Raw genomic sequence first — 23,592 nt, 5'->3', positions numbered from 1 at the left:
TAACCCTTTAAATCTTATATTAGCGGTAGTGCCTTTTATACCAAAAGTACAGACCAGACAAGGTAAAAAACATTGGTAATAAGGCTATCAAAAGCCAAAGTAGCTGTATGAAAGAGCCAGCAAAATCACCAATATGAAACTTATATTTGAAGTTCCAAGCTTGTGTGGTTAAGTTGGCTTTTGATGCATCATATGTTTGCAGAACTTGGCCTGTGTATTGATTAGCCCAAACCCAGCTGTAAGCATGACTCTCGCCTGGATTTTTAACCCTGAGAGCGAGTGGTTCTGACGCCTGCTTAGGGAAATAAATACGAAACAGAGCGCTTTGTGGAAACGCACTTAAAGCATTTTTTAAAGCTAGCTCAAAATTATCGGAATTCGCCTGTGTTGGCACTGTAAGAATCGGTGGTTTCGGCCGTGACTCAACGTTGCTTTGTGTAGTGAATTCTAGTACGGCTTTAGTTTGATCTTTCCAGTTGAATGCCATTCCTGAAAAAGCGATTAAAATTAACACTAAAAAGACATACATCCCTAAAACTGTATGCAGTTGATAAAGTAAAATACGTAGTTTAGCTTTGGGTTTAATGACTAAACGCTTCAAACGATTTTTTGGTTTTATCCATAAATACACGCCAATTAACATATTAATAATGAAAATGAGTGCTGAGATTGATACCCAGTTTCTAAGTGTCCTATTTCCTTCACTATCTTGATAAAGCAACCAGCGATGCAACGACATGGTAAAGCCATAAAGTGTACTGTAAAAATCGTATTGCAGGAGTATTTCACCTGTATAAGGGTTCACACTGGCGTATTGTTTATCAGCTAGTTGTATTTGCCAGGCATATTCGCGGTTTTGCTCTGGCATAAGCAATCTGAGATCTTGTTGGGTATGTGATGTGATTGTATTGATAAGTTCAGGGTACGCCAATACCGTTGCTTTTGGTTCTACAGTCCATAACTCGGGGTTAATTAGGCGTTGCATATCTTTAGCGTAAATTAAAATTGCGCCTGTAACGCTTAAACATATTAGAAATATTCCACTTATCAACGTAAGTAGTAAATGAGTACGACGTAACCACAGTTTCAACAGCTCACCTGACAGGTATTAAAGTTAACAGCAGGCGATGAGTATAAATGATAATAAGTGCGTTATTCAATATATAGCTACGGTTATGGTATTGCCTAGGCTGTTCCATTGATCGACAGAGACAGTTAGGAAATCTCTGAAATGCATACAATAAGGCTTTGCCGCTCAAATAAGATCTGTTATTGTTTAGGCAGTTCAGACTGTTAGGTAAATTTGTTTTTGAAGCATTCAGTGGCGTTACTTTTAGCTCTATTGTTAATCCAACCAATGTTGGATAGCTTTGATGTGGCTGATTATAACGGCGCTATCAAACAGGCTTCTACTTTATTGATACAACAATCTGAATTAGATGCACATTGTATCAAAAGTGATGATCATAATACCCATCAGGCTGATCATCTTCAGCTTGCAAATGCACTTGCTGATGCGCTAGAAGATAGTCATTGTCATGTTTGCCATGTGTCAGCACTTTATAGTCATATATGGCATTACTCTGTTTCTGCAATTGAAAACGAATCCATTAGCTTGGCAGATATTCGCTTTAAGTCGCGCCTTATTGTTCCAGATTTAAGACCTCCTATCCCTTCACTAATAAGTTAAAAAATTCGACCTAATTGGTCATTAATTTATTAGTTTAAGAATTTATCAAACCTTTATTAACCTGTAACTTTTTGCAGTGTCTTTGATGCAATGCTTGTTGTAAAAGACGTGCGAATTAGCACAATGTCACTGCTCTGTTGGGTTGTTTTAAAGCTATTGAAGATTCTTTATTATGGGAAATCCAAGATGAAGCAATTTTACTTTATTACGTTAATTATTATTTTTTCTACTTACTGGATGGGCAAAGCGGTAGGCGCTGTAGCTATGAAAGGTGAGCAAATCGAGCAGCATCAGCATGAAGCAAATGAACTGCATGGCTCTGAGGCGCAATCAGAAGGGCTTAGTTTAACACAAGAACAATTGAATATGGCTGATATCCAGATAGCGCCGTTGACAAAGCAGTTTTATCAGTCTCAAATTTATGCACCCGGGGAGATCAAAGCTAACGGATACACCAGTTATTTATTGTCACCGCGTGTTGATTCAATTGTGATAAAACGTTATGCCACATTAGGACAACATATAGCTAAAAATACATCTCTAGTCACTTTATTTAGTGCTGATGTAGCGACTGCACAAACGAACTATCGTTTGGCGCAAGCACAATGGCAACGGTTAAAAAAGATGGCGCCAGGTACCGTGAGTGAAAAAGACGCGTTAACCGCAAGAGCTGAATTCGAAGTGGCTTATAGCCAGCTTGCAGCGTTTGGCTTGATCCAAAAAGATATTGAGCAATCGATTCAAGCACCACCTGAAAAGTTGGGTGAATACACTTTATATGCTAAGACTTCCGGCGTAGTTTTAAGTGATGACTTTGCTCAAGGGCAGCGGGTTGATTCCGGTGCACAATTGATGCTCATTGCTGATGAAAGTAACCTTTGGGTTGAAGCACAATTGTCGGCAAATCAAACAGTAAAAATAGCCAAAGGCGCTCATGTACAAATTCAAGTTAATGGCAAGCGTTACCCTGCAACCGTGTCACAAGAAGCACACACAATTAACCAAGTTACCCGCTCTAGAATCGTCAGATTGAATGTTGAAAATAATCAGCACCAGTTGCATCCGGGTATGTTTAGCGATGTGTATTTTTCGTTTCCAACTTCAGAGCAACTGTTGGCTGTACCAGAGCAAGCGTTAGTGAGAACAGAGGATGGTGATTGGGCGGTATTCGTAGTCAACGGCGAAGGTGAGTTTGTTGCAACTGAAGTAGAGCTTGGTGTTAAGTTTATCGGGTTACAACAAATTAAAGGGCTTACAGAGGGGACTAAAGTGGTGACTCAAGGGGCATTTTTTGTCGCATCAGAGCAAGCTAAAGGCGGCTTTGATCCGCATAACCATTAGGATCGACGACTATGTTTGATAAAATAGTGAATGCTGCTGTTAAGAATCGATTAATTGTGCTTTTAGCATTGTGTATCGTGGTTGCGATGAGCCTTGTGGTGATCCCAAAATTAAACCTTGATGCGTTTCCTGATGTGACAAATGTTCAAGTGGCTATAAATACTGAAGCACCGGGTTTAGCGGCTGTTGAGGTTGAGCAATTGATCACCTATCCCATTGAAGCCGTGATGTATGCCTTACCGGATGTTGAGCAAGTAAGGTCGATATCAAAAACCGGTTTATCTGGTGTGACAGTGGTATTTAAGGAAGGGGTCGATATCTACTTTGCTAGGCAGCTGGTATTTGAGCGCTTGCAAGCCGCTAAAGAGTTAATTCCTCAAGGCGTTGGTTTGCCAGAAATGGGGCCAAATACCTCAGGTTTAGGACAAGTGTATCAATATTTATTATCTGCTTCTGCTGAGTCAGGTATTGATACTATGGCGCTGCGCAGTTTAAACGATTGGATTGTAAAGCTATTACTGCTACCTGTTGATGGTGTTACCGAGGTTTTGTCATTCGGTGGCGATGTACGCCAGTACCAAGTTAATTTAAATCCAAACAAATTACTTGCTTATCAGTTGAGTCAACAACAGGTTGTGACAGCACTTGAACAAAACAATACTAACGTGGGTGGTTGGTATATGAACCGTGGCCAAGAGCAATTGGTGATACGGGGTACGGGCTGGTTTAATGCAGGTACCCAAGGCTTGCAAGAAATTGCACAAACGCCTTTAAAATCAATAAATGGTTCCGTAGTTACTATCGGTGATGTTGCTCAAGTAACATTAGGCAGTGAGATCCGCCAAGGTGCGGCAACCATGAGCAAAAAAGATGCTCAAGGTAAGATCATTGCTCTTGGCGAAGTGGTTACGGGCGTGGTGCTAAAACGCATTGGAGCAAACACGAAGCAAACCATTGATGGTATAAATTCTCGCGTTGATTTAATTAATCAGGCTTTACCTGATGGCGTATCGTTTGAGCCACTTTATAACCAAGCTGATTTAATCAGCAAAGCGGTTGATACCGTCGTGGATGCATTGTTATTGGCATTTGTGTTTATTGTGGTGGTGTTAGCATTGTTTTTAATGAATTTACGGGCAACTTTACTGGTTCTTTTATCGATACCCATTTCTATAGGCTTAGCTTTATGCGTGATGGCATGGTTAGGGCTGTCAGCCAATTTAATGTCATTAGGTGGTATTGCTGTTGCAATTGGTATGTTGGTTGATGGCTCTGTAGTAATGGTAGAAAATATTTTTCGCCATTTAACGCAATCAAACAGTCAATCAGTAAAATTTAGTGAGCGAATTAAGTTAGCTGCACAAGAAGTAGCTCGCCCTGTATTTTTTGCCGCGTTGATTATACTTGTGGTATTTATGCCGTTGTTTAGTTTTGAAGGTGTTGAAGCAAAATTATTTCAGCCTATGGCAGTGAGCATCATGTTAGCAATTATTGCCGCGGTGACTGTAGCTCTTGTAATTGTGCCTGCGCTGGCTGTGTATTTGTTTGCTAATGGTGTTACGTTGCGCCGTAGAGTGGTGTTAGAGCCTTTAGATAAAGCATATAAGCTATGTTTAAGCTGGGCTGTGTCATCGCCCAAGATTGTTATTACACTCGCAGCTGCATTAGTGCTAGTTGCAGCTTTTTTAATTCCAAAGCTTGGGACTGAGTTTGTACCAGAGCTTGAAGAGGGCACTATTAATTTGCGTGTTACGCTAGCACCTTCTGCTAGTTTAGAGACCGCAGTTGCAGTTGCACCGAAACTTGAAGCCATCCTATTACAATTTCCAGAGGTAGAATACGCGCTGAGTCGTGTTGGTCGTCCCGAAGTGGGAGGTGATCCTGAGCCAGTTAACAATATAGAAATTTACCTCGGACTGAAACCGGTTAATGAGTGGCGTTCAGCCTCAACTCGAGCACAACTACAAGTATTGATGGAGCAAAAGCTAGAACAGTTCCCAGGTTTGTTATTTAACTTTTCGCAGCCGATAGCGACCCGTGTGGATGAGTTGCTATCTGGTGTTAAGGCACAGTTGGCAATTAAATTGTTTGGGGCTGATTTAGATGTATTAGTCAGTAAAGGGCAAGCTATTGAGCAGGCAGTAAAAAGTGTTACAGGAGCAAAAGACGTCGCAATGGAACAAATTGCGGGTGAAGCACAATTGGTTATTAAACCCAAGCGCTTAGCGCTGTCACGTTATGGTTTATCGGTTGGCGATTTAATGTCGGTGGTGCAACATGGCATTGGCGGTAGATACGCCGGGCAAATTATAAATGCTAACGAGCGTTATGACATTTATGTACGTATAGCAAAGCAATTTCGTAATACACCAGAGGCTATCGCCGATCTTCGCTTAGCATCACCGTCAGGCGCCTTGGTTCGAGTCGGTGATGTGGCAACCGTAAATCTTGAATCTGGCCCGCCACAAGTGCGCCGTGATGACGTACAGAGACGTGTTGTTATCCAAGCGAATGTACAAGGACGAGACATGGGCTCAGTAGTGGCGGATATCCGTACTGCTATTGCCGAGCAGGTTGAATTACCACCAGGTTATGGTGTAAATATTGGGGGGCAGTTTGAAAACCAGCAGCGTGCTCAGCAGCGTTTATCCATTGTCGTTCCTATCTCGTTGGCGCTAATCGCATTACTGCTTTATTTTGCATTTGGCTCTATAGCCCAAGCCTTACTTATTTTGGTTAATGTGCCATTAGCTGTTATTGGTGGGGTGGTTGCTCTTTATATGTCAGGGCAATATTTATCAGTGCCAAGCTCCGTGGGCTTTATAACCTTGTTTGGGGTTGCGGTGTTAAATGGCGTCGTGATGGTTGAGAGTATTAATAGCCGTGTTAAAAGTGGTGATAGCTTAGACGATGCTGCATTTAACGGGGCATTAACGCGGCTACGCCCGGTATTAATGACGGCGTTGACTTCCGCGCTAGGGCTAATACCTATGCTGGTGTCTACTGGTATTGGCGCTGAAATTCAAAAACCATTAGCCACGGTGATTGTAGGTGGGTTATTTACTGCAACATTTTTAACTCTATTTGTGCTGCCTACACTTTACCCTAAATTCAGTAAACACTTAGCCGAACAGGCAAATAGCAGGGACCTTTAGTTTTTTGTTACTATGCACTATATATCACAAGCGTATAAACTTGCGTCCTGTGGTATTTAGTGCATTATTAATAGGATATAAATGAAAAAGGTATTGGTCAAAAATAATAATGCAAAAAGAACAGTTTAACCATAAAGGCCAATCCATCCGCAGCAAGTTGATAGTTACATTTATTGTTATTTCGTTGGTGCCACTGTGTTTGCTTTCATGGTTTAGTTTTAATCATGTTACGCAGTCACTAAAAAACAAAGCAGAAGTTGAGCTTAGCGAATTAAGCCACGTAGGTAAGCAATTTTCCGAAATTTGGTTTACCGATCATGTTAAAGATATCTACTTACTAAACGATCAACTCATTTATAACCCGCTACAAAAACAATTGTTTATTGATAAGTTTATAGCTCGCTATGATTTTGTTCGTAATATTCATATTGTATTTGACCCTCTAAATACACCAAACCCGCTTAGCAATGACAATTTTACTCAGTTAGATCAAGATAGCTTTATTCCAATGCTTGCTAAATTAGAGCAAGGGGCGCAAAGCGTATTTATTTCTACTTCGTTACCAGATATTCATCATTTTATTGCAGTGCCTATACGCAATGAGTCGCGTGAACTTGTCTCTATAGTGTTGGTTGATGTTAATTTTCAGGGGCTGTTGGATAGTTTGCAAAGTATTCATGAAGCAAACCCGACACTGAATTTTTACCTCGTTAAAGACAGCGTGATAGAAGGCAGCTTTGAGCAGCTCAGCGTTGTTGATAGCGCTATAAATAATGAGGTGTTTAGTTACAGCAAAAACAACGGTCAGTTGTATTATGCCATTTTAACTAATCTCAAGTTTGCAGACGCACAAGGGTGGCAGTTACTTGTTGAAAAGCCCGCAGGAGTGATGTTTAAAAGTGCCAGTCAATATAAAAAGGTTGCAGTAATAACCAGTAGTATTGCATTTATAACCATACTTGCGCTGTGCTGGTGGTTTGCACGTCGGTTATCACGTCCTTTAGTGCAGTTAGCAATAGCGACAGAAAACATAACGAAGGGAGGGCAAGAGCATATCCCAATTTTAACAGACAGTACTGAGTTATATCAGTTATCTGTAGATTTAGAAGAACTAGTAAACACTAAAATACAGCAACAAACGTGTTTGCAACAGCAAAGTGATGATTTAAAACTGGCATTAAAAGAATTGACGGAACAAAAAAATGCTTTAGATGAGCACGCAATTGTGGCTATTACTGACATTAAAGGAACTATTACATTTGCTAATAACAAATTTTGTGAAATAAGCGGTTATAGCGAAGATGAGTTACTTGGCCAAAATCATCGTATTCTGAATTCTGGTTGTCACTCAAAAAACTTTTTTAAAGGCATGTACAAAACTTTAAAACAAGGCACTGTGTGGCATGGGCAAATATGCAATAAGGCAAAAAATGGGTCATTTTACTGGGTCGATACAACGATTTTACCTTTTTTCGATGAACAAGGCTGCGCTCAAAGTTATATTGCAGTACGCACCGACATTACAGAATTAAAACATCAAGAGCTTGAGCTTGAACAGCACAAAACCCAATTACAGCTTGTACTCGACAGCACCGCTGTTGGGGTTTGGGATTGGTATATAGATACCGATAAAGTGTATTTTAATAATCGCTGGGCTGAAATTATTGGTTATACCTTAACTGAATTAGAACCAACAAGTATTAATACTTGGCAAGATAATGCACACCCTGATGATTTAATTGTGTCAGAACAAAAGCTCACAGAGCACTTTTGTGGACTAACAGATTACTATGTTGCTGAATCAAGAATGAAGCATAAGAGTGGCCAGTGGGTGTGGATTTTAGACACCGGTCGTGTTGTTGAGTGGAATACTGACGGCACGCCAAAACGCATGATCGGTACCCATTTAGATATAACTGAACGAAAAGAGATTGAAACACAATTACAGCAAGGGCGGGATCGATTCGCTTCGCTCGTTGAAAATATACCGGGTATTGTGTATCGCTGTAAATTTGATAAACACTGGACCATGCTTTACATGAGTGATCAAACTAAGTTAATTACTGGGTATGATCCTCTAGATTTCGTTAATAATTACCACCTTGATTTCGCTGGAGTTATTCACCCTGATGACACAGCACTTGTGGAAGAGAGTATAACAGCGGATGTACAAAAGCAGCAGCCATGGTCAGTTGAATATAGACTCGTTGCACGTGATGGCAGTATTCGCTGGGTTCATGATAAAGGCCAAGCTGTTGTTGATCCTACAGGAGAAATACTTTATTTAGATGGCTTTATCTTAGATATTACCGAGCAATACAACACCCAAGCTCAGTTGTATCGTCAGCAAAACTTGCTTGAAACCATGAGTAAGCAAGGACAAATCGGTGCTTGGGAGGTTGATTTAGAAAATAATAAAATGTATTGGTCAGAAGAAGTTAAAGCGATACACGAAGTTGCTAAAGGTTTTGAGCCACAGATAGAAAAAGCTCTCGATTTTTATAAAGAGGGAATGCATCGCGATAAAATAAGCGAACTATTTGAAGAGGCGATATCTCAAGGACATAGTTGGGATGTAGAGCTAATTATCGTCACTAAAACAGGAAAGGAACGTTGGGTAAAATCTATCGGTCAAGCTGAGTTTAAAGGCGGTAAATGTATACGGGTCTATGGTTCTTTTCAAAATGTAGATACGTATAAGCGACTCGAATTAGAAAGCATAAAAGCAAATCAATACAATAAAAACCTAGCTAGTTTAACGGTTTCGCCGCAAATACTGTCTGGTAATTTTAATAAGGTAAAAGATTTAGTCGTACAATCAATGTGCGAAGTGTTAAATGTTCAACGTGCATCTGTATGGCTATTTGATGTTGATAGCCAAGAAATGAACTGTATGAGTTTATATATTGCACAGGAGGGCGTACAACAGCAAACATTTTCTCTAAAAGTTGCCGAGTACCCGAGTTACTATAAAACTATTTTTGCTGAAGGTTTGTTAGCAATTAATAATGTTAATACTCACCCTGCAACAGTTGAGTTTATTAAAGATTACACCCAACCTTTAAATATTAAGTCGATTCTTGATGCCGTTATTTCAACAGGTGATGGGATTTTAGGGGTGCTTTGTGCTGAAAGTGTCGGTGAATACCGAGCATGGAGCCAAAATGAAGAAACTTACCTACGATCACTGGCCACACTGGTTGGCAGTGTCGTTATGTCGCAAAATCAAAAAGAAACAGCGGAAGAACTAAAAATTGCGCTAGCAAAAGCAAATGACGCGGCATTGGCCAAGAGTCAATTTTTAGCAACCATGAGCCATGAAATACGCACACCAATGAACGGTGTATTAGGTATGCTAGAACTCATAGAGCTAGAGCCTCTTAATAAGCCGATACAAACAAAAGTTTCAATTGCTAAAAATAGTGCCCATTCATTGCTATCTGTAATTAACGACATTCTTGATTTTTCTAAAGTAGAAGCGGGGAAAATTGAACTTGAAAGCATTAACTTTAATGCGTGTGATTTGCTAGGGCAAGTTGCTGAATCACAAGCATTGCGCGCGCAAGAAAAAAACATTGAGATTATCCTTGATGTAGTGGGGGTTGTACCAGCAGAACTCAAAGGGGATCCTGGACGGATCCGCCAAGTGCTCACTAACCTCATAAGTAACGCAGTAAAATTCACACAACAAGGTGAGGTAGTGATTACCGCACATTTAGCGCCATTAGATGAGCGCTATAAGTTAACAATTTCAGTGAAAGACTCAGGGATAGGCATTGATAGCGTAAAACAAAAAGACTTATTTAGTCCATTCTCACAAGTGGATGCGTCTACAACACGAGAATACGGCGGAACAGGATTAGGCCTTGCTATATGTAAGCAGCTATGCGAATTGATGGATGGCTCTGTTAGTTTAAAAAGTGAGGTGGGTAAAGGCAGTGAATTTACTGCCAGCGTAATGCTACTTGCGGGTAGCGAAAGTCAGCAGAGCATTCCCAGTATTGATATGAAGCAACTGACCATCTTAGTGGTTGATGATAATGAAACTAATAGAATAGTTATTAGCCAGCAACTTGAACACTGGGGGGCAAAAGTAGAGCTTGCCTGCGACGCACACCAAGCAATTAGCTTATGCAAAAGCCGCGTAAGTAACAATTTACCGCTGTATGATATTGGTGTGCTTGATATGCAAATGCCAGACATTGATGGTATTGAGTTATGCCGTATCTTAAAAGCAGATGACGCATTTAAAGTGATGCCATTAGTGATGATGACCAGCATTGCAGGGATGGAGGGTGCGCAGCGATACAGCGACGCTGGTTTTCAGGCTTATTTTCCAAAACCAATTACCACCGCAGACTTGATTTCAGCAATGGCTGTGATTGCTAACAAGAATGGGGTAGTCGATTTACCCCTTGTAACCTCAAGTTATATTTCATCATTACGCAGTAAAAGGCACAGTAATCACATATTACTTGTTGAAGATAATCCGATCAATCAACAGGTAGCTAAGTTAATGTTAACCAAGCTTAATTACCAAGTTACATTAGCTGAAAATGGCCAGCAAGCATTAGCGACATTGTCAAAAGTTGCAGGTGGTCATTTTGCCTTGGTGTTAATGGATTGCCAAATGCCGATTATGGATGGCTTTGATGCCACGCGTGCAATTCGTGCAGGTGATGCAGGTTACAAGCATCAAGATATTACGATAATCGCGTTAACGGCTAATGCGATGGATACAGACCGAGAATATTGTTTAGCGACAGGAATGAATGACTATTTAGCTAAACCAATTCAATTGGATATATTAAAAGATAAACTTGAGCAATATTAAATGAATAATACACAAACAATCACAATCAGAGATGCACAGCCATCTGATGCAGCAACCATTTTGCACTTTATTACTGAGTTAGCAATTTATGAAAAAGAGCCTGATGCAGTAAAAACTGATGAGCAAGCAATTTTAAAAACCTTGTTTAGTGAAGGGGCAACCGCACACAGTTTAATTTGCTTTGATGGTGAAGAAGCGATTGGCTTTGCTGTTTATTTTTATAACTACTCTACATGGTTAGGTAAAAATGGTTTGTATCTAGAAGACTTATACGTCAGTCCTGATAGCAGAGGTAAAGGAGCAGGCAAATTAATAATGAAGCACTTAGCTCGCCAAGCAATTAGTAAAGATTGTGGCCGCTTCGAATGGGTCGTTTTGGATTGGAATAAACCAGCGATTGATTTTTACAATAGCATTAATGCAAAGCCCCAAGATGAATGGATTATATACAGATTAACAGGGCAAGAGTTAATCGATTTTGCCAATAAATAAAACAACAATATAAATAAAAATCATTTGCATTAAGTTGTGTTGGTGTGTAGATTAAATGCATCAATATAATTTTGTGCAGGTGATCGAATGGCACGTCCTCAACTGAATGATAGCTTAGACTTACCGCAAGTCGATCAAGCGCTTAGCCCTTGGCAATCAAATATAATGGCTGGTAATTATGCATTTGAACGCGGTGCTCTACTCGAAGCTCGAGATAAGTACACCACAGCGCATACACTTGCAGCCCATCTTTTAAGTCAATTTAGTCGAGCAAAAGTATGTCAATCGGTGATTGGTGCGATAGAGCATTGTTGCCCAGCACTGGTTGTTGCCGCACATAACTTAGCAGACACGTACAGAGCAATGAATCAATGTGAACAAGCATGCAAATGGTTGTGTGATGTTCATCTTACCTTGAGTGATTTAATAAAACATCCTTGCAATACAGTGCGTACGGTTGTTGTTCACCATCACCATAAAACCTATTTAGAGCTTGTCCAATTTGCTAAGTTGCATAGCCAACACCCGCACTTGATTGAAAAAATAAATCACACCTTAAGTTATTCAGCAGATCAACCCGCGACCTTGCATTGATCAATAAACCTTAAGCCTTAAAGGAGCAATCATGGCATATACATTACCCCCGTTACCGTACGAATATGACGCACTAGAGCCACATTTAGACGCAAAAACCATGGAAATTCACCATACCCTGCATCATCAAACTTACATTAATAAAGCCAATGCAGCGCTTGAAGATACGCATTATGCTGAGCAAGATACAGAGACCCTATTGCGCAAAATAAATACCCTGCCAGAGTCACTGCAAAAAGCTGTGCAAGAACATGCCGGTGGACATAACAACCATGCTTTGTTTTGGACAATAATGAGCCCGAATGGAGGCGGTGAACCGCAAGGCGAGCTGGCTCAGGCAATGAATAAGGCATTTAATGATTTTGACAGTTTTAAAACACAATTTACCAATGCTGCCGTTAGTCGTTTTGGCAGTGGTTGGGCATGGTTAAGTGTTACAGCTAATAAAGAACTAGTAGTAGAAAGCAGCCTAAACCAAGACAGCCCATTGATGCATGGTAATACACCTATTTTAGGTTTAGATGTATGGGAGCACGCTTATTACTTGAAGTATCAAAATCGCCGCCCTGAATACATTGCCGCATTTTATAATGTAATTAATTGGGATGAAGTGCAGCGCCGTTACCTTGCAGCAATAGGTTAAGTGCCGAAAATGGCTAGTAAACTGTATTTTTTCGCGTAACCTAGTTGTAAGTAACAGTTAGTTTGAGCATTAATTTATGGACACTCGTCATTGGCAACGTGCCCGTCAAAGTCGCGACCATCGCTTTGACGGGGTATTTTTTATTGCCGTAAAAAGCACAGGTATATATTGTCGGCCAATTTGTCCCGCCCCAACCGCAAAAGAACATAACGTAGAGTATTTTCAGTATGCTCACAGCGCAGCGCAAGCAGGGTTTAGACCTTGTATTCGCTGTCGACCTGACAGTGCACCAGGCAGTAGCGCTTGGCTAGGTACTAAAACCACTGCACTGCGCGCAAAACAGTTAATTGATAATAACTTTTCTCAAGGACAAAGCTGCGAACAGTTAGCTGAACGTTTAGGGGTAACAAGTCGTTATTTACGTCGCTTGTTTAGCCAATACTTTGGTATTTCAGTGACTCAATATCGTTTATTTAATCAATGCCATTTTGCTAAAAAGCTGCTACAAGAAACCAACCTGCCTATATCTGATATTGCTTTTGCAGCAGGGTTTCATAGTATTCGACGCTTTAATGATGCGTTTTTGAATCAATTACATATTTGTCCAAGTAAAATGCGAACCAGCGTAAAGCCTGTAACTTCAACCATAACCTTAAAATTGCCATTTCGACCGCCTTACAATTGGCAGGCTCTGCGGCAGTTTTTAGCAAAGAGGCTGATTACACCAATCGAATGGTTAACTGATACTAGCTATGGGCGCAGTTTTAATACAGATCATTGCCAAGGGCAATTTACAGCGACGTTTGTTGAAGATAAGCATTACTTTTCAGTGGCAATCGACATAAATGAACCACGCTTGTTACAGCCTATTTTATCTAATATACGCCGGGTACTCGATTTAGACGCAGATACTACGATGATAGAAGAACATTTAGAATGTCATGTTAGCGGTGCCTTTACATTGACCGAAGGTTTACGTTTACCAGGTATTTGGTCAACTTTTGAAGCGGGGATCCGAGCTGTGCTTGGTCAGCAAGTCAGTGTAACTGCAGCGCATAATTTAGTGACGCAGTTAGTGAATGAGCTAGGGGTAACTAACGATGAGCGGACATACTTTGTGACACCTCAAGCAGTTGCTGACAGTGATTTAGACTTTTTTAAAATGCCTCAGGCACGTAAAAATGCATTGAGAAATTTAGCAAATTTTTGTCAACAACATCCTGACTGTGTCGATTTAGAGCAATGGCTGACATTAAAAGGAATAGGCCCGTGGACAGTGAATTACGCTAAGTTACGGGGTCAAAGCCAGCCTGACATTTTACTTGATGGTGATTTAGGCGTTAAAAAAGCACAAGCAAATGCAGCGAGCTTTGATAGCGAGGCATGCTCTCCATTTCGTAGTTATTTAACTTTTCAATTATGGCAACAACTTGTATGAACAAAGCAACACACACAATTCAAACGCAGATCGATAGTCCACTTGATAATGTCATTATTCAAGCGACCGACAAAGGAATAAGTTATGTTGGCTTTTACCCACCGGCACACTGCCGCGAAATCAACATTGAGCAAGTTACTAACCCTCATATTATTGAATGTGCTAAACAGCTTGATCAATATTTTAATAAACAGCGACAGAGTTTTTCATTAACCTTAGATACCCAAGGAACCCAGTTTCAACAAGCCGTTTGGCAGGCGTTAATGGCGGTGCCTTTTGGTCAAACCCAAAGCTACAGTGATATCGCTGTTGCTTTAAAAAATCCCAAAGCTGTCAGAGCTGTGGGCGCGGCAAATGGTAAAAACCCAATCAGTATTATCGTTCCTTGCCATCGTATTATCGGTGCCAGTGGTAAATTAACCGGCTATGCTGGAGGATTAAAGCGTAAAGAGTGGTTATTAAAACATGAAGAGATTTTATAAAACTAGCTAAATTTTTATTTTAGCGTCTACACTAAAGGGGAACATTGTTTAAAAGGAGGGTGAGTGATAAATGAAAAGCTCATTCAATGGTGTGATTTTAGTTAGTTTATACTTCTTTAGTTTTCAGCTCTTTGCCAAGACAGAGCTTAGGTTCTGTTATGAAGATAAAAATGTTGCGCCTATGTTCATTGGAACAGGCCAAGAAATACCACTTCAAAATCCGGGCGCATCTATTGAATTACTAAGGCAGCTCGACAAAAAACTGGATGGATTAAGCATAAGTTATCAGCGTAAGCCTTGGTCACGTTGTTTAAATGATTTAAAGAATAATAATGTTGATGCTGTTATTGCAAGCTACCGTAAAGGGCGAGAGAGTTTTGCTGTGTTTCCTAGTACCAGTAATAAAACTCCAGATCCTAGTAGAGCATTTAACCAATTTAGTAGTTGCTTAGTCGGTGGCAATAAATTTAGAGATAAGTGGCGCACACGAGAAATTTTTCAGCAAAGGGCATTTACTCTCGCACTACCAAGTGGATATGGTTTATCCAAAACACTCGAACAAGAACCTTTTTTTATTCATTACACTCACTCTCGTGATAAAGCCTTTGAACTTGTTGATAAGGGAGTTGTTGATGCTACTGTTGAGCTTTGTAAAATTGGTGATATTGAAATCACCAATTTTCCTCATACCAATAAAGATGTGCAAGCAATTTATCCTCCCTATGAGTTGAGCCATGGTTATCTGGTGTTTTCACGGCAATTTTATCAACAAAATAAAGAACTGAGTTTGAGTATTTGGCAAAAAATAACCTCATTAGATAGTAGTAAAATGTTGATTGAATACTTAACTCAACCCCGCATTAATCACTCTTTAACAGCTAGTAATCGCTAATAAAAGCTAACTGTAAAGGGGCATTACAGTTAGCTTTTATAGATGCCATATTTTATAGCGATTTATTTTAGATGCGCAATTAACAGCAATAAAATGAGTGATGAAAGAGCAAATATGCGCTAGCATACTCGCTCTTTTTTTATAGTGATCAGTTCAAGGTAACTAAATGGCTCAGTTGTATTTTTATTACTCTGCAATGAATGCAGGTAAATCAACCACATTACTTCAATCGGCATTTAATTACCGTGAACGCGGTATGGAACCGGTTATATTAACAGCAGCTATTGATGACAGAGCTGGAGTCGGTAAAGTAGCATCACGTATAGGTTTACAAGCTGATGCACATACATTTGATGCAGAAAAAGATGTGTTTGAACTGATCAAGGCACTTAATACTGAGCAAAAGCGCCACTGTGTTTTGGTTGATGAGTGTCAGTTTTTATCTAAGCAGCAAGTATTACAGTTAACAGACGTGGTGGATGAATTGGGTATTCCAGTATTATGCTACGGCTTACGTAATGACTTTAGAGGTGAGTTATTTACTGGCTCACAGTATCTTTTAGCGTGGGCAGATAAACTCATTGAGCTAAAAACAGTGTGTCATTGCGGACGTAAAGCGAACCACGTGTTGCGTACAGATGAACACGGTGAAGCAATCGCAGATGGCGATCAAGTGGAAATTGGTGGTAATAATCGCTACGTCTCAGTGTGCCGTAAGCACTATAAAGCGGCGTTAAATCTCAGCCGCTAATGTTTGTATAAACGTATCGATAGACTCTTTAGTGATACCCAAGTGTGTCACTAAACGAAGTGGTACACCTGGCGAAAACAGTATATTTTGAGTTGCTAAGCGTTGACTGATTGCGACTAGATCAATCTCATTATCAACAGTAGCATAAACGATATTGGTTTCAACGCTATCAGGCTCTACATGAAAACCACAAAGGGTATTCAGTTGAGTCGCTAAATACTGTGCATTGTTATGATCATCTGATAATCGCTTTGTATTATGTTCAAGCGCATATTGCCCAGCAGCTGCTAACATACCTGCTTGTCGCATGCCGCCACCAAGCACTTTACGCCAACGCCGAGCCTTTGTTATCAGGGCTTCATTACCAAGTAGAATAGAGCCAACCGGTGCACCAAGTCCTTTAGATAAGCAGATTGATACAGAATCAAAGTGTTGCGTAATTTCCCTAATATCAACTCTAAGTTTAATGGCTGCATTATAAACCCGAGCACCGTCGAGGTGCAGTGAAAGTTGATGCTCATCAACAAAGTCGCGAGCAGATTTAAGGTAATCCAAACTCAATACTTGACCGCCAATGGTATTTTCAAGGCTGACTAACTTGGTTTTTGCAAAGTGGAAATCATCGGCTTTAATGGCTGCTTTTACCTTAGATAAGCAAAGGCTTCCATCTTTTTCATTTTCAATCGGCTGGGGTTGGATTGAACCGAGAACGGCTGCTCCACCTCCTTCAAATTGGTAATTATGGGCACGTTGACCGCAAATATACTCGTCACCTCGCTCGCAATGGGCCATCAGGGCAAGTAAGTTGGCTTGCGTACCTGAGCTACAAAACAAGGCGCTGGCAAAGTCATGGCGCTTTGCTGCAAATTGTTCGAGCGCATTAATGCTAGGATCATCGCCATACACATCATCTCCTAGCGGTGCGTTGTGCATCACCTCGCGCATAGCTATACATGGTTGGGTTACGGTATCCGAGCGAAAATCAATCATGGTGTGCCCCTATTTATTAAACTCTTGGCAAATTTCTTCACGTGTGGCTTGATCAAAATAGCTCCAAGCGATGAAACGACTGATCTTTTGACCTTGTGCCATGTCGATTACTTTAACCTCTGCTACTGGGTATTTACTCAGCTCTTGCTTTAAAAAAGGTAAGGTTTCTTTTTTTGATACGAGGGATGTAAACCACAAACATTGCTCTGCAAAGTCGGCACTTTCTTTGATCATGGTGGAAATAAATTGGGCTTCACCTCCCTCACACCACAGCTCATTATTTTGGCCACCAAAATTTAAATCTGACTTAGGTGCTTTACCTAAATTGCGCCATTTGCGCTCACTGCCTTGTGATGCCGCTTCTGCGCTGGCATGAAAAGGAGGGTTGCATAAAGTGAGGTGAAATAAATCTTTAGCGGTAATAATCCCGTGAAATATTTGCTGCGGTTGCTTTTGTAACTTTATGCTTATTTTTCGATTATTAAATTGTGCTAATTGTTTGGCAAGTTTCACAGATGCAGGGTCAATATCACTTCCCGTAAATGCCCAGTTATATTCTGCACTGCCTGTAAGTGGATACACTAAGCTCGCTCCGGTGCCGATATCTAGCACCTTTACTTGTTTTCCAGTGGGAATATTGTCTTGATTATCAGCACTTAATAAATCAGCTAGATAATGAATATAATCAACGCGCCCAGGAATAGGGGGGCATAAGTTATGTTCGGGTAAATCCCAAAAATCAACGTCGTAATATGTTTTAAGTAGTGCTTGATTAAGCGTTTTTACTGCTTTGTTATCACTAAAATCGATACTTTGTTGTTTTGCAGGTGTTTCGACTAAATAAGCAGATAATGCGGGCTCTTTAGTAGTTAAAAGCGTAAAGTCATAGCCTTGATTATGGCGATTACGAGGGTGCAATTTTGATTTGTTTGGCGAGGATTTCATTATTGATTACGACGTGCTAAGCATATAAGCCGTTAGTTTAACAGATTAATAAACACAGGGTAATTTTAAACTGCCATATTATATAAGTTACTGGTAGGATGAGTGAGGTAACGAAAATAATAATAACGAGCTATATTATGAAAATTAAGCAAGAATCCATCTATATTCAGCTGAGCGAGCAACAAACATTGCATTTACGTCGCATTTATAACAATGAAAAAAGTGGCCCTGCGGTTTTATTTTTACATGGTGCTGTTGAAAATGGCAAAATTTTTTACACTCATAGTAATAAAGGCTTGGCCCCGTATTTAGCCGAACAAGGTTATGTATGTTACGTTGCTGATTTACGCGGTCGCGGCGATAGCAAACCAGCTATTTCAAAACACTCGAAATATGGTCAAACAGAGGCAATTGTTGAAGATATTCCGGCATTTATAACCAAGATTACAGAGCTGGAAGGCAAAGCTCCTGAATATTGGGTCGCTCATTCTTGGGGGGGCGTATTAATGAATAGTGTATTTGCTCGCTACCCAGACTATATTAATGATGTTAAAGCCTGTGCTTATTTTGGAACTAAACGTTCATTGTACAACCATCACCCTAAAAAATATCTGCAAGGTAATATTATTTGGTATTTCTTAGCGCCTATTTTAGCGAGAAAGCACGGCTACTTACCGGCAAAGCGTCTAAAGTGGGGCAGTGATGATGAAACACAAAAATCGCATTACCAAAGTATGGAGTGGGCAAAAAGGCGGCCTTGGCTAGACTCTGATGATGGTTTTGATTACGCTAAAATGGTGCAAAATTTACAGTTACCGCCAACGCTGCATATTGCGGGAGTGAAAGATAAAGCGCTTGCTCAGCCTATTGATATACAAAAATTTATCGATGAATCAGGTAAAGGCATACAAAAGTTACAAGTTTATGGTCGCAAACATGGTCATCAATATGACTACGACCATATTAATATGCTGACTCACCCAAGTGCAAAGCTTGACCAATTTACTGATCTAGTTAATTGGTTTGCGACTCATTAACTAATTTACGTAATGTTGCTTCAAATCGTTTATAACGCTCTGTTGCATCCGTGTTTACCGGCTTTCGAACAGCCCCTTTACTGAGCGTAGCAACAGGTTTTTTCGATGAATAAAAATCTAAGCAACCTGCTTCATATTCACACCCTAGAAACTGAAATACTTGTTGTAGGGTTTCTTTAGGCTGGTCTACTAGTTGCTCGTATTGTAATGTGAAAATTGAGCCTGACAATACCGCATGCCAATGCTGCATTAGGTTTTTGTATAAGTTGTAATACGTTTTAAATTCAGGCAATGAGCAAAAGTATGGCTCATTTTCAGCAAAATAATTGGTAAAGACCGACCAGGCTGTGGCATCAAAATTACGCTGCATATCGATAAACTTGGCGTTGGGATAAAGTAGTTTGATAAGCCCCATTGATTGATAATTAGCTGGTAATTTATTTACCATAAACGGGCGAACCGGCTTAGCTTGTTTGAGTCTGTGGGTGTATATCTCGCGTGCTTGGGTTATAAGTTGGGGTGTTAAGGCAGTTAAGCACTCAGGGTAGGGAAGTTTAGTTTTATGTTCAATAAAAGGGACTATATCGCGACTTATAGTATTATCTTCGCCAATCGTTGCACAGTTGCTATGGCTGGCCAGTATTTGTTCTAGTAGGGTTGAGCCACTACGCGGCATACCAATAATAAATAATGGCGTAACTGTACTATTAAAGCCTTGTTGGCTCTTTGAGAGTAACTCTGGAGAGTTATACTTCTTTAATTTTGAGTAAAAATCAGTAAGTTGAACTGTTTTAAAATCAGTTAACTGCAATTGTAATTTGTTCGCTAAAATATAATAGTCACTTGCTTGCTCGATATCGTTAAGTTGATCATAGCTTTTGGCTAAGGCATAGTAGCAAACCATTTTTAAACGTAAATTATTGGTTTGGGTTAGCAAGTGGTGCAAATTGCTTAGGTAATTATGTTGCTCATCAAATCGGCCTAATTGTACTAGCTCGTAAAGAATATAAGCTGTGACTGGATAAAGTCCGATACTTAAAGCTTGAGCAAACGTAGTATGTGCTTTATCAAGCTCTCCATGAGTCAGATAATGCTGCGCGAGGTAGTAGTGAGGCTCAGGGTTATTACTCGCCAGTGATTTAGCGTATTCCAGCACAGTAAGTGCATCTTCTGGTGAATTTACCCCATTGAATGCATCAGCCAGAGCATGCAATGGCTCTAACATATTAGGTAAAAATTCACAGGCTCGTTGCAATAAATAAACTGCTGCATCGAATCGCTCTAGTCGTAGTGCAATTCTGCCTAAGCCAAAAAGTGCATGGCCGTTGTTAGGATCTGCTTTGAGCAGAGTTTTAAAATGAAATTCTGCTTCTTTTAAGTGGTTTTGAGCAAGTAATTGATTGGCTTTTTCAAGTAGCATACGTCACTGTATTTTTTAGCTATCTCAGTTAAGTTAATATAAAACGAAAAAGGCGAAATGTCTTGAGCATTTCGCCTATCTTTTTATTGCTTAGCGACGCTTAAAACGTATACGTTGCTTTTACATAGTAAAAACCACCGTTTATGCCGTAAGGTGATGTTTCGTAGTATTTACCACCCCAATTGTTATTAGGAATATCTGTGCTATCAAAAAAGTCTAATTCTTCAGCATCTTGGTCTAGCAAGTTTTGCGCGCCGACCGAGAAACTGATCTCTTCATTTAAGAAGTAAGTAATTTCAGCATCTAATGTCACTGCGGCATCAGCGGTTTTTGCAGTCGCATCGTAATCTACGTGCACACCTTGATATTCACCATAGTAATTTAAGCGGGTAAACGCTGAAAAGCTTTCCCATTGCTGTGCCCAACTTAAAGTTGCACGATGGTTTGGTAAATCGTTTTCCAATCGACTTACTTTGAACGCGCCCGTAATATCACTTGAGCGGGTTACTTCAGTGTCATTCCAGTTATACGCAAAACTAAAAGTAGAGCTACCACCGAGTAAATCAGCCGCATAATTCGCAACTAAGTCTACACCTTGGGTTGTAGTATCAAAGTCATTGGTGAAAAAGCTGACTTGCGCTAGACTTTGTACATTCGGTACACCCGCCGCATCCAGAGTATCTTTGTCTGCTTGGCTGAGCTCAATTTTATCTGACTGACTGATACGGTCTTCTACTTGAATATTATAGTAGTCAATCGTTAAGAATAAATCGCCAATCGTGTATACCGCACCAAAGGTATAACTTTGTGACTCTTCTGGCTCAAGCTCTGTACCACCTAACTGCACAGCAATTGGGTTGGTTGGTGGTAATAATGCAGAATCGACTAATACACCACTACTTAAGTTAGTTTGTACATTACTAACATTTGCTTGGCCTACGGTAGGAGCTCTAAACCCGGTGCTGATTGAGCCACGAATATTGAGATCTTCCGTTACGTGATATTGACCCGTTAACTTATAATTAGTGGTTGAACCAAATGAATCATAATCCTCAAAGCGAAGCGCTAAGCCCATCAAAAAGTCTTCAGTAAATGGAGCTTCAACATCAACATAGGCTGCATAGTTACGACGGGTATATTCCCCTGCATCCGAAGGTTTAAAACCTGGGAAGCCATTTGAGCCAATACTGAAACCTTGCTCGGTTAGTGGTCCTGCAATAAATGAAGCTTCATCACCAGAAGTCACAGTAAAGGTTTCTTCATGCCATTCGAGGCCACCTGCTATATTCACATCGTACGCTAAACCCCAGTCAAAGCCTTTTGATAAATCAAAATTGAAGTTTTTCTCAAGTTGTGAATATTTACCAGGACTAAAGTCTCGTGGACTTTCTGCACCAAGAGAGGCGTTGATTGTGTCGTAGATAAAATAGCGGGATTCATTTAAACCAACAGTACCGCTTAAGTCATAAAATGCACCTTTTAGGTAGCCACCGGTGAATTCACCCTTAGTACCTATTGTAAGTGATGTATCAGTAATATTTCCACCAAAGTTAGGTGTGAACCCACCTGGTAGCATTTCGTTAAATACAAAGCAATCAGGGTTATTTATGACATCTTGCAAGCCTTGTGTGTCATTAATATCAAGGCCTCCCTGATTCATGTCATCAGTAATAGGGCAGTTGCCGGAAAAGTCTCCGGTCATGTCTGCGACTAAGCGATCAAATCGATTAGCACCGTTTGCATCGGTTAGTGGTACTTGATCACCATTTGCATCTAGTACTGGTGAACCTGTGCCGTCAAGTTCATATAATTGAACACCGTAAACCCCTGGGCGTGTATTTGGATTACGATAATAAAAGCCACCACGTACGTCACGTTCAGAGTAATTACCGAACATATAGAACTCGGAGTCGTTGGTTAGCTCTAAACCAATATTACCAAATATTGAAATATCGTCATTAACTTCGGGAGCCCCCCATACTTGCGCTAATGGTGAAACATCAGGCACACCCGCCTCGGCAAGCGCAGCTGCATCAGCTCGCTGTACAGAACGACTAGTTGCATCGGCTGTTTTATATTGAAAGCTTAAATTAGCAAAGCCGTTATCAGTAAAGGGTAAGCCAATATTGCCTGAGATTTGTGTGGTATCACCATCCCCTTCGTAGTATTCACCTTGGCGAACTTCAAAGCTTCCGCCTTCTGAGGCATCCTTTAAAACAAAATTCATTACACCAGCGATAGCATCAGAGCCGTATTGTGCGGCTGCACCATCACGCAGGACTTCGACTTGTTTTAAAGCAATACTTGGGATCACCGAAATATCAGCACCTTGTGCACCATCGTTTATACCGCCACCTAGAAAAGCAATAACAGACGCACGATGGCGACGTTTACCATTTAATAATACCAGAGTGCTATCAGAGGGCAGACCCCGTAAGTTAGCTGGGCGAACCAATGATGCTGCATCGCTAATTGGATTTTGATGTACATTAAATGAAGGAACAGAGCCTTTTAAAAGTTCGAGCATATCAGTATTACCTGATTTACCTAACTCTTCGCCACCAATGATATCGATAGGCACCGGTGAATCGCCAATTGAGCGCGGTGCAGAGCGAGTACCTACCACTGCAATTTTTTCGACGTGTTTATTTACTTGTGTTTTTTCTGCTTCCTCAGCTAACACACTACCAGACATAAATAAGCCTGCAGTTGTTGTTGCTAAGGCAAGTTTTACAGCTTGATTTAATAGGTTGTTTTTAAGATTCATTCTAATTTCCCCAGTTAGAATTGTTGTAATAATCACACCAATTTAATACTAATAATTGCATGGTGTTATTTATTTATACATATTGTTAATGGGTTGTTCAAGGTGTTAAAAATATTGGTTT

17 protein-coding genes are annotated in these 23,592 nt (G+C 40.3%); 12 read left to right on the top strand and 5 right to left on the bottom strand.

Features of this window, described 5'->3' with window-relative positions; all coding sequences use genetic code 11:
* Positions 1 to 19 precede the first annotated feature (19 nt).
* The gene (locus AAEU30_RS12690; RefSeq protein WP_421960820.1) at positions 20 to 1,090 is read right to left on the bottom strand and encodes a PepSY-associated TM helix domain-containing protein; all 1,071 of its coding nucleotides are present in this window, start codon (positions 1,088 to 1,090) and stop codon (positions 20 to 22) included.
* A gap of 231 nt (positions 1,091 to 1,321) precedes the next feature.
* Between AAEU30_RS12690 and AAEU30_RS12685 the strand changes: the two genes are divergently transcribed.
* The 11 genes from AAEU30_RS12685 to AAEU30_RS12635 all read left to right on the top strand — a co-directional run bounded on the left by AAEU30_RS12685 (position 1,322) and on the right by AAEU30_RS12635 (position 16,312).
* Positions 1,322 to 1,690 carry a hypothetical protein gene (locus AAEU30_RS12685; protein WP_421960819.1) on the top strand — a complete coding sequence of 123 codons (369 nt, stop codon included), beginning with the start codon at positions 1,322 to 1,324 and terminating at the stop codon, positions 1,688 to 1,690.
* Between the two features lie 186 nt (positions 1,691 to 1,876).
* A complete protein-coding gene (locus tag AAEU30_RS12680) occupies positions 1,877 to 3,031 on the top strand; it encodes an efflux RND transporter periplasmic adaptor subunit (protein ID WP_421960818.1) in 1,155 nt (384 codons plus the stop codon).
* Between the two features lie 11 nt (positions 3,032 to 3,042).
* Positions 3,043 to 6,186 (top strand): efflux RND transporter permease subunit, encoded by a 3,144-nt coding sequence (locus tag AAEU30_RS12675; RefSeq protein WP_421960817.1) that lies wholly within the window; start codon positions 3,043 to 3,045, stop codon positions 6,184 to 6,186.
* 109 nt (positions 6,187 to 6,295) lie between these two features.
* Positions 6,296 to 11,020 (top strand): PAS domain-containing protein, encoded by a 4,725-nt coding sequence (locus AAEU30_RS12670; RefSeq protein WP_421960816.1) that lies wholly within the window; start codon positions 6,296 to 6,298, stop codon positions 11,018 to 11,020.
* On the top strand, positions 11,021 to 11,512 hold the full coding sequence (locus AAEU30_RS12665; protein ID WP_421960815.1) for a GNAT family N-acetyltransferase: 492 nt from the start codon (positions 11,021 to 11,023) through the stop codon (positions 11,510 to 11,512).
* 87 nt (positions 11,513 to 11,599) lie between these two features.
* Entirely contained in the window at positions 11,600 to 12,106 is a 507-nt protein-coding gene (locus AAEU30_RS12660) for a DUF2753 family protein (protein WP_421960814.1), read from the top strand.
* Positions 12,107 to 12,137: 31 nt separating this feature from the next.
* Entirely contained in the window at positions 12,138 to 12,749 is a 612-nt protein-coding gene (locus tag AAEU30_RS12655; RefSeq protein WP_421960813.1) for a superoxide dismutase, read from the top strand.
* Positions 12,750 to 12,825: 76 nt separating this feature from the next.
* Complete coding sequence (locus tag AAEU30_RS12650; protein ID WP_421960812.1) at positions 12,826 to 14,187, top strand: DNA-3-methyladenine glycosylase 2 family protein; 1,362 nt, start codon at positions 12,826 to 12,828, stop codon at positions 14,185 to 14,187.
* Entirely contained in the window at positions 14,184 to 14,669 is a 486-nt protein-coding gene (locus tag AAEU30_RS12645) for a methylated-DNA--[protein]-cysteine S-methyltransferase (RefSeq protein WP_421960811.1), read from the top strand. The genes AAEU30_RS12650 and AAEU30_RS12645 overlap by 4 nt, the downstream gene beginning before the upstream one ends.
* A gap of 70 nt (positions 14,670 to 14,739) precedes the next feature.
* Positions 14,740 to 15,561, top strand: coding sequence for a type 2 periplasmic-binding domain-containing protein (locus tag AAEU30_RS12640; protein WP_421960810.1), 822 nt, complete (start codon positions 14,740 to 14,742; stop codon positions 15,559 to 15,561).
* Between the two features lie 166 nt (positions 15,562 to 15,727).
* A complete protein-coding gene (locus AAEU30_RS12635; protein WP_421960809.1) occupies positions 15,728 to 16,312 on the top strand; it encodes a thymidine kinase in 585 nt (194 codons plus the stop codon).
* Here the strand turns inward: AAEU30_RS12635 and ltaE are convergent.
* Entirely contained in the window at positions 16,295 to 17,302 is a 1,008-nt protein-coding gene (ltaE, locus tag AAEU30_RS12630; RefSeq protein ID WP_421960808.1) for a low-specificity L-threonine aldolase, read from the bottom strand. The two genes, AAEU30_RS12635 and ltaE, sit on opposite strands and share 18 nt — an antisense overlap.
* Positions 17,303 to 17,311: 9 nt before the next feature.
* Complete coding sequence (gene rlmF / locus AAEU30_RS12625) at positions 17,312 to 18,247, bottom strand: 23S rRNA (adenine(1618)-N(6))-methyltransferase RlmF (protein WP_421960807.1); 936 nt, start codon at positions 18,245 to 18,247, stop codon at positions 17,312 to 17,314.
* 137 nt (positions 18,248 to 18,384) lie between these two features.
* On the opposite strand from rlmF, the gene AAEU30_RS12620 reads away from it, so the two are divergent.
* Positions 18,385 to 19,284, top strand: coding sequence for an alpha/beta fold hydrolase (locus tag AAEU30_RS12620; protein ID WP_421960806.1), 900 nt, complete (start codon positions 18,385 to 18,387; stop codon positions 19,282 to 19,284).
* Here AAEU30_RS12620 and AAEU30_RS12615 read toward each other — a convergent pair.
* Positions 19,262 to 20,704, bottom strand: coding sequence for a tetratricopeptide repeat-containing sulfotransferase family protein (locus AAEU30_RS12615; RefSeq protein ID WP_421960805.1), 1,443 nt, complete (start codon positions 20,702 to 20,704; stop codon positions 19,262 to 19,264). The two genes, AAEU30_RS12620 and AAEU30_RS12615, sit on opposite strands and share 23 nt — an antisense overlap.
* A 100-nt stretch (positions 20,705 to 20,804) precedes the next feature.
* Positions 20,805 to 23,471 carry a TonB-dependent receptor plug domain-containing protein gene (locus tag AAEU30_RS12610; RefSeq protein ID WP_421960804.1) on the bottom strand — a complete coding sequence of 889 codons (2,667 nt, stop codon included), beginning with the start codon at positions 23,469 to 23,471 and terminating at the stop codon, positions 20,805 to 20,807.
* Positions 23,472 to 23,592: the final 121 nt, after the last annotated feature.

Origin of the sequence: Pseudoalteromonas mucoides, assembly GCF_049257175.1 — a bacterium.
Taxonomy (GTDB): Bacteria; Pseudomonadota; Gammaproteobacteria; order Enterobacterales; family Alteromonadaceae; genus Pseudoalteromonas.
Note: the sequence above shows the minus strand (reverse complement) of the source record. Positions and strands in the feature narration are given on the sequence as shown.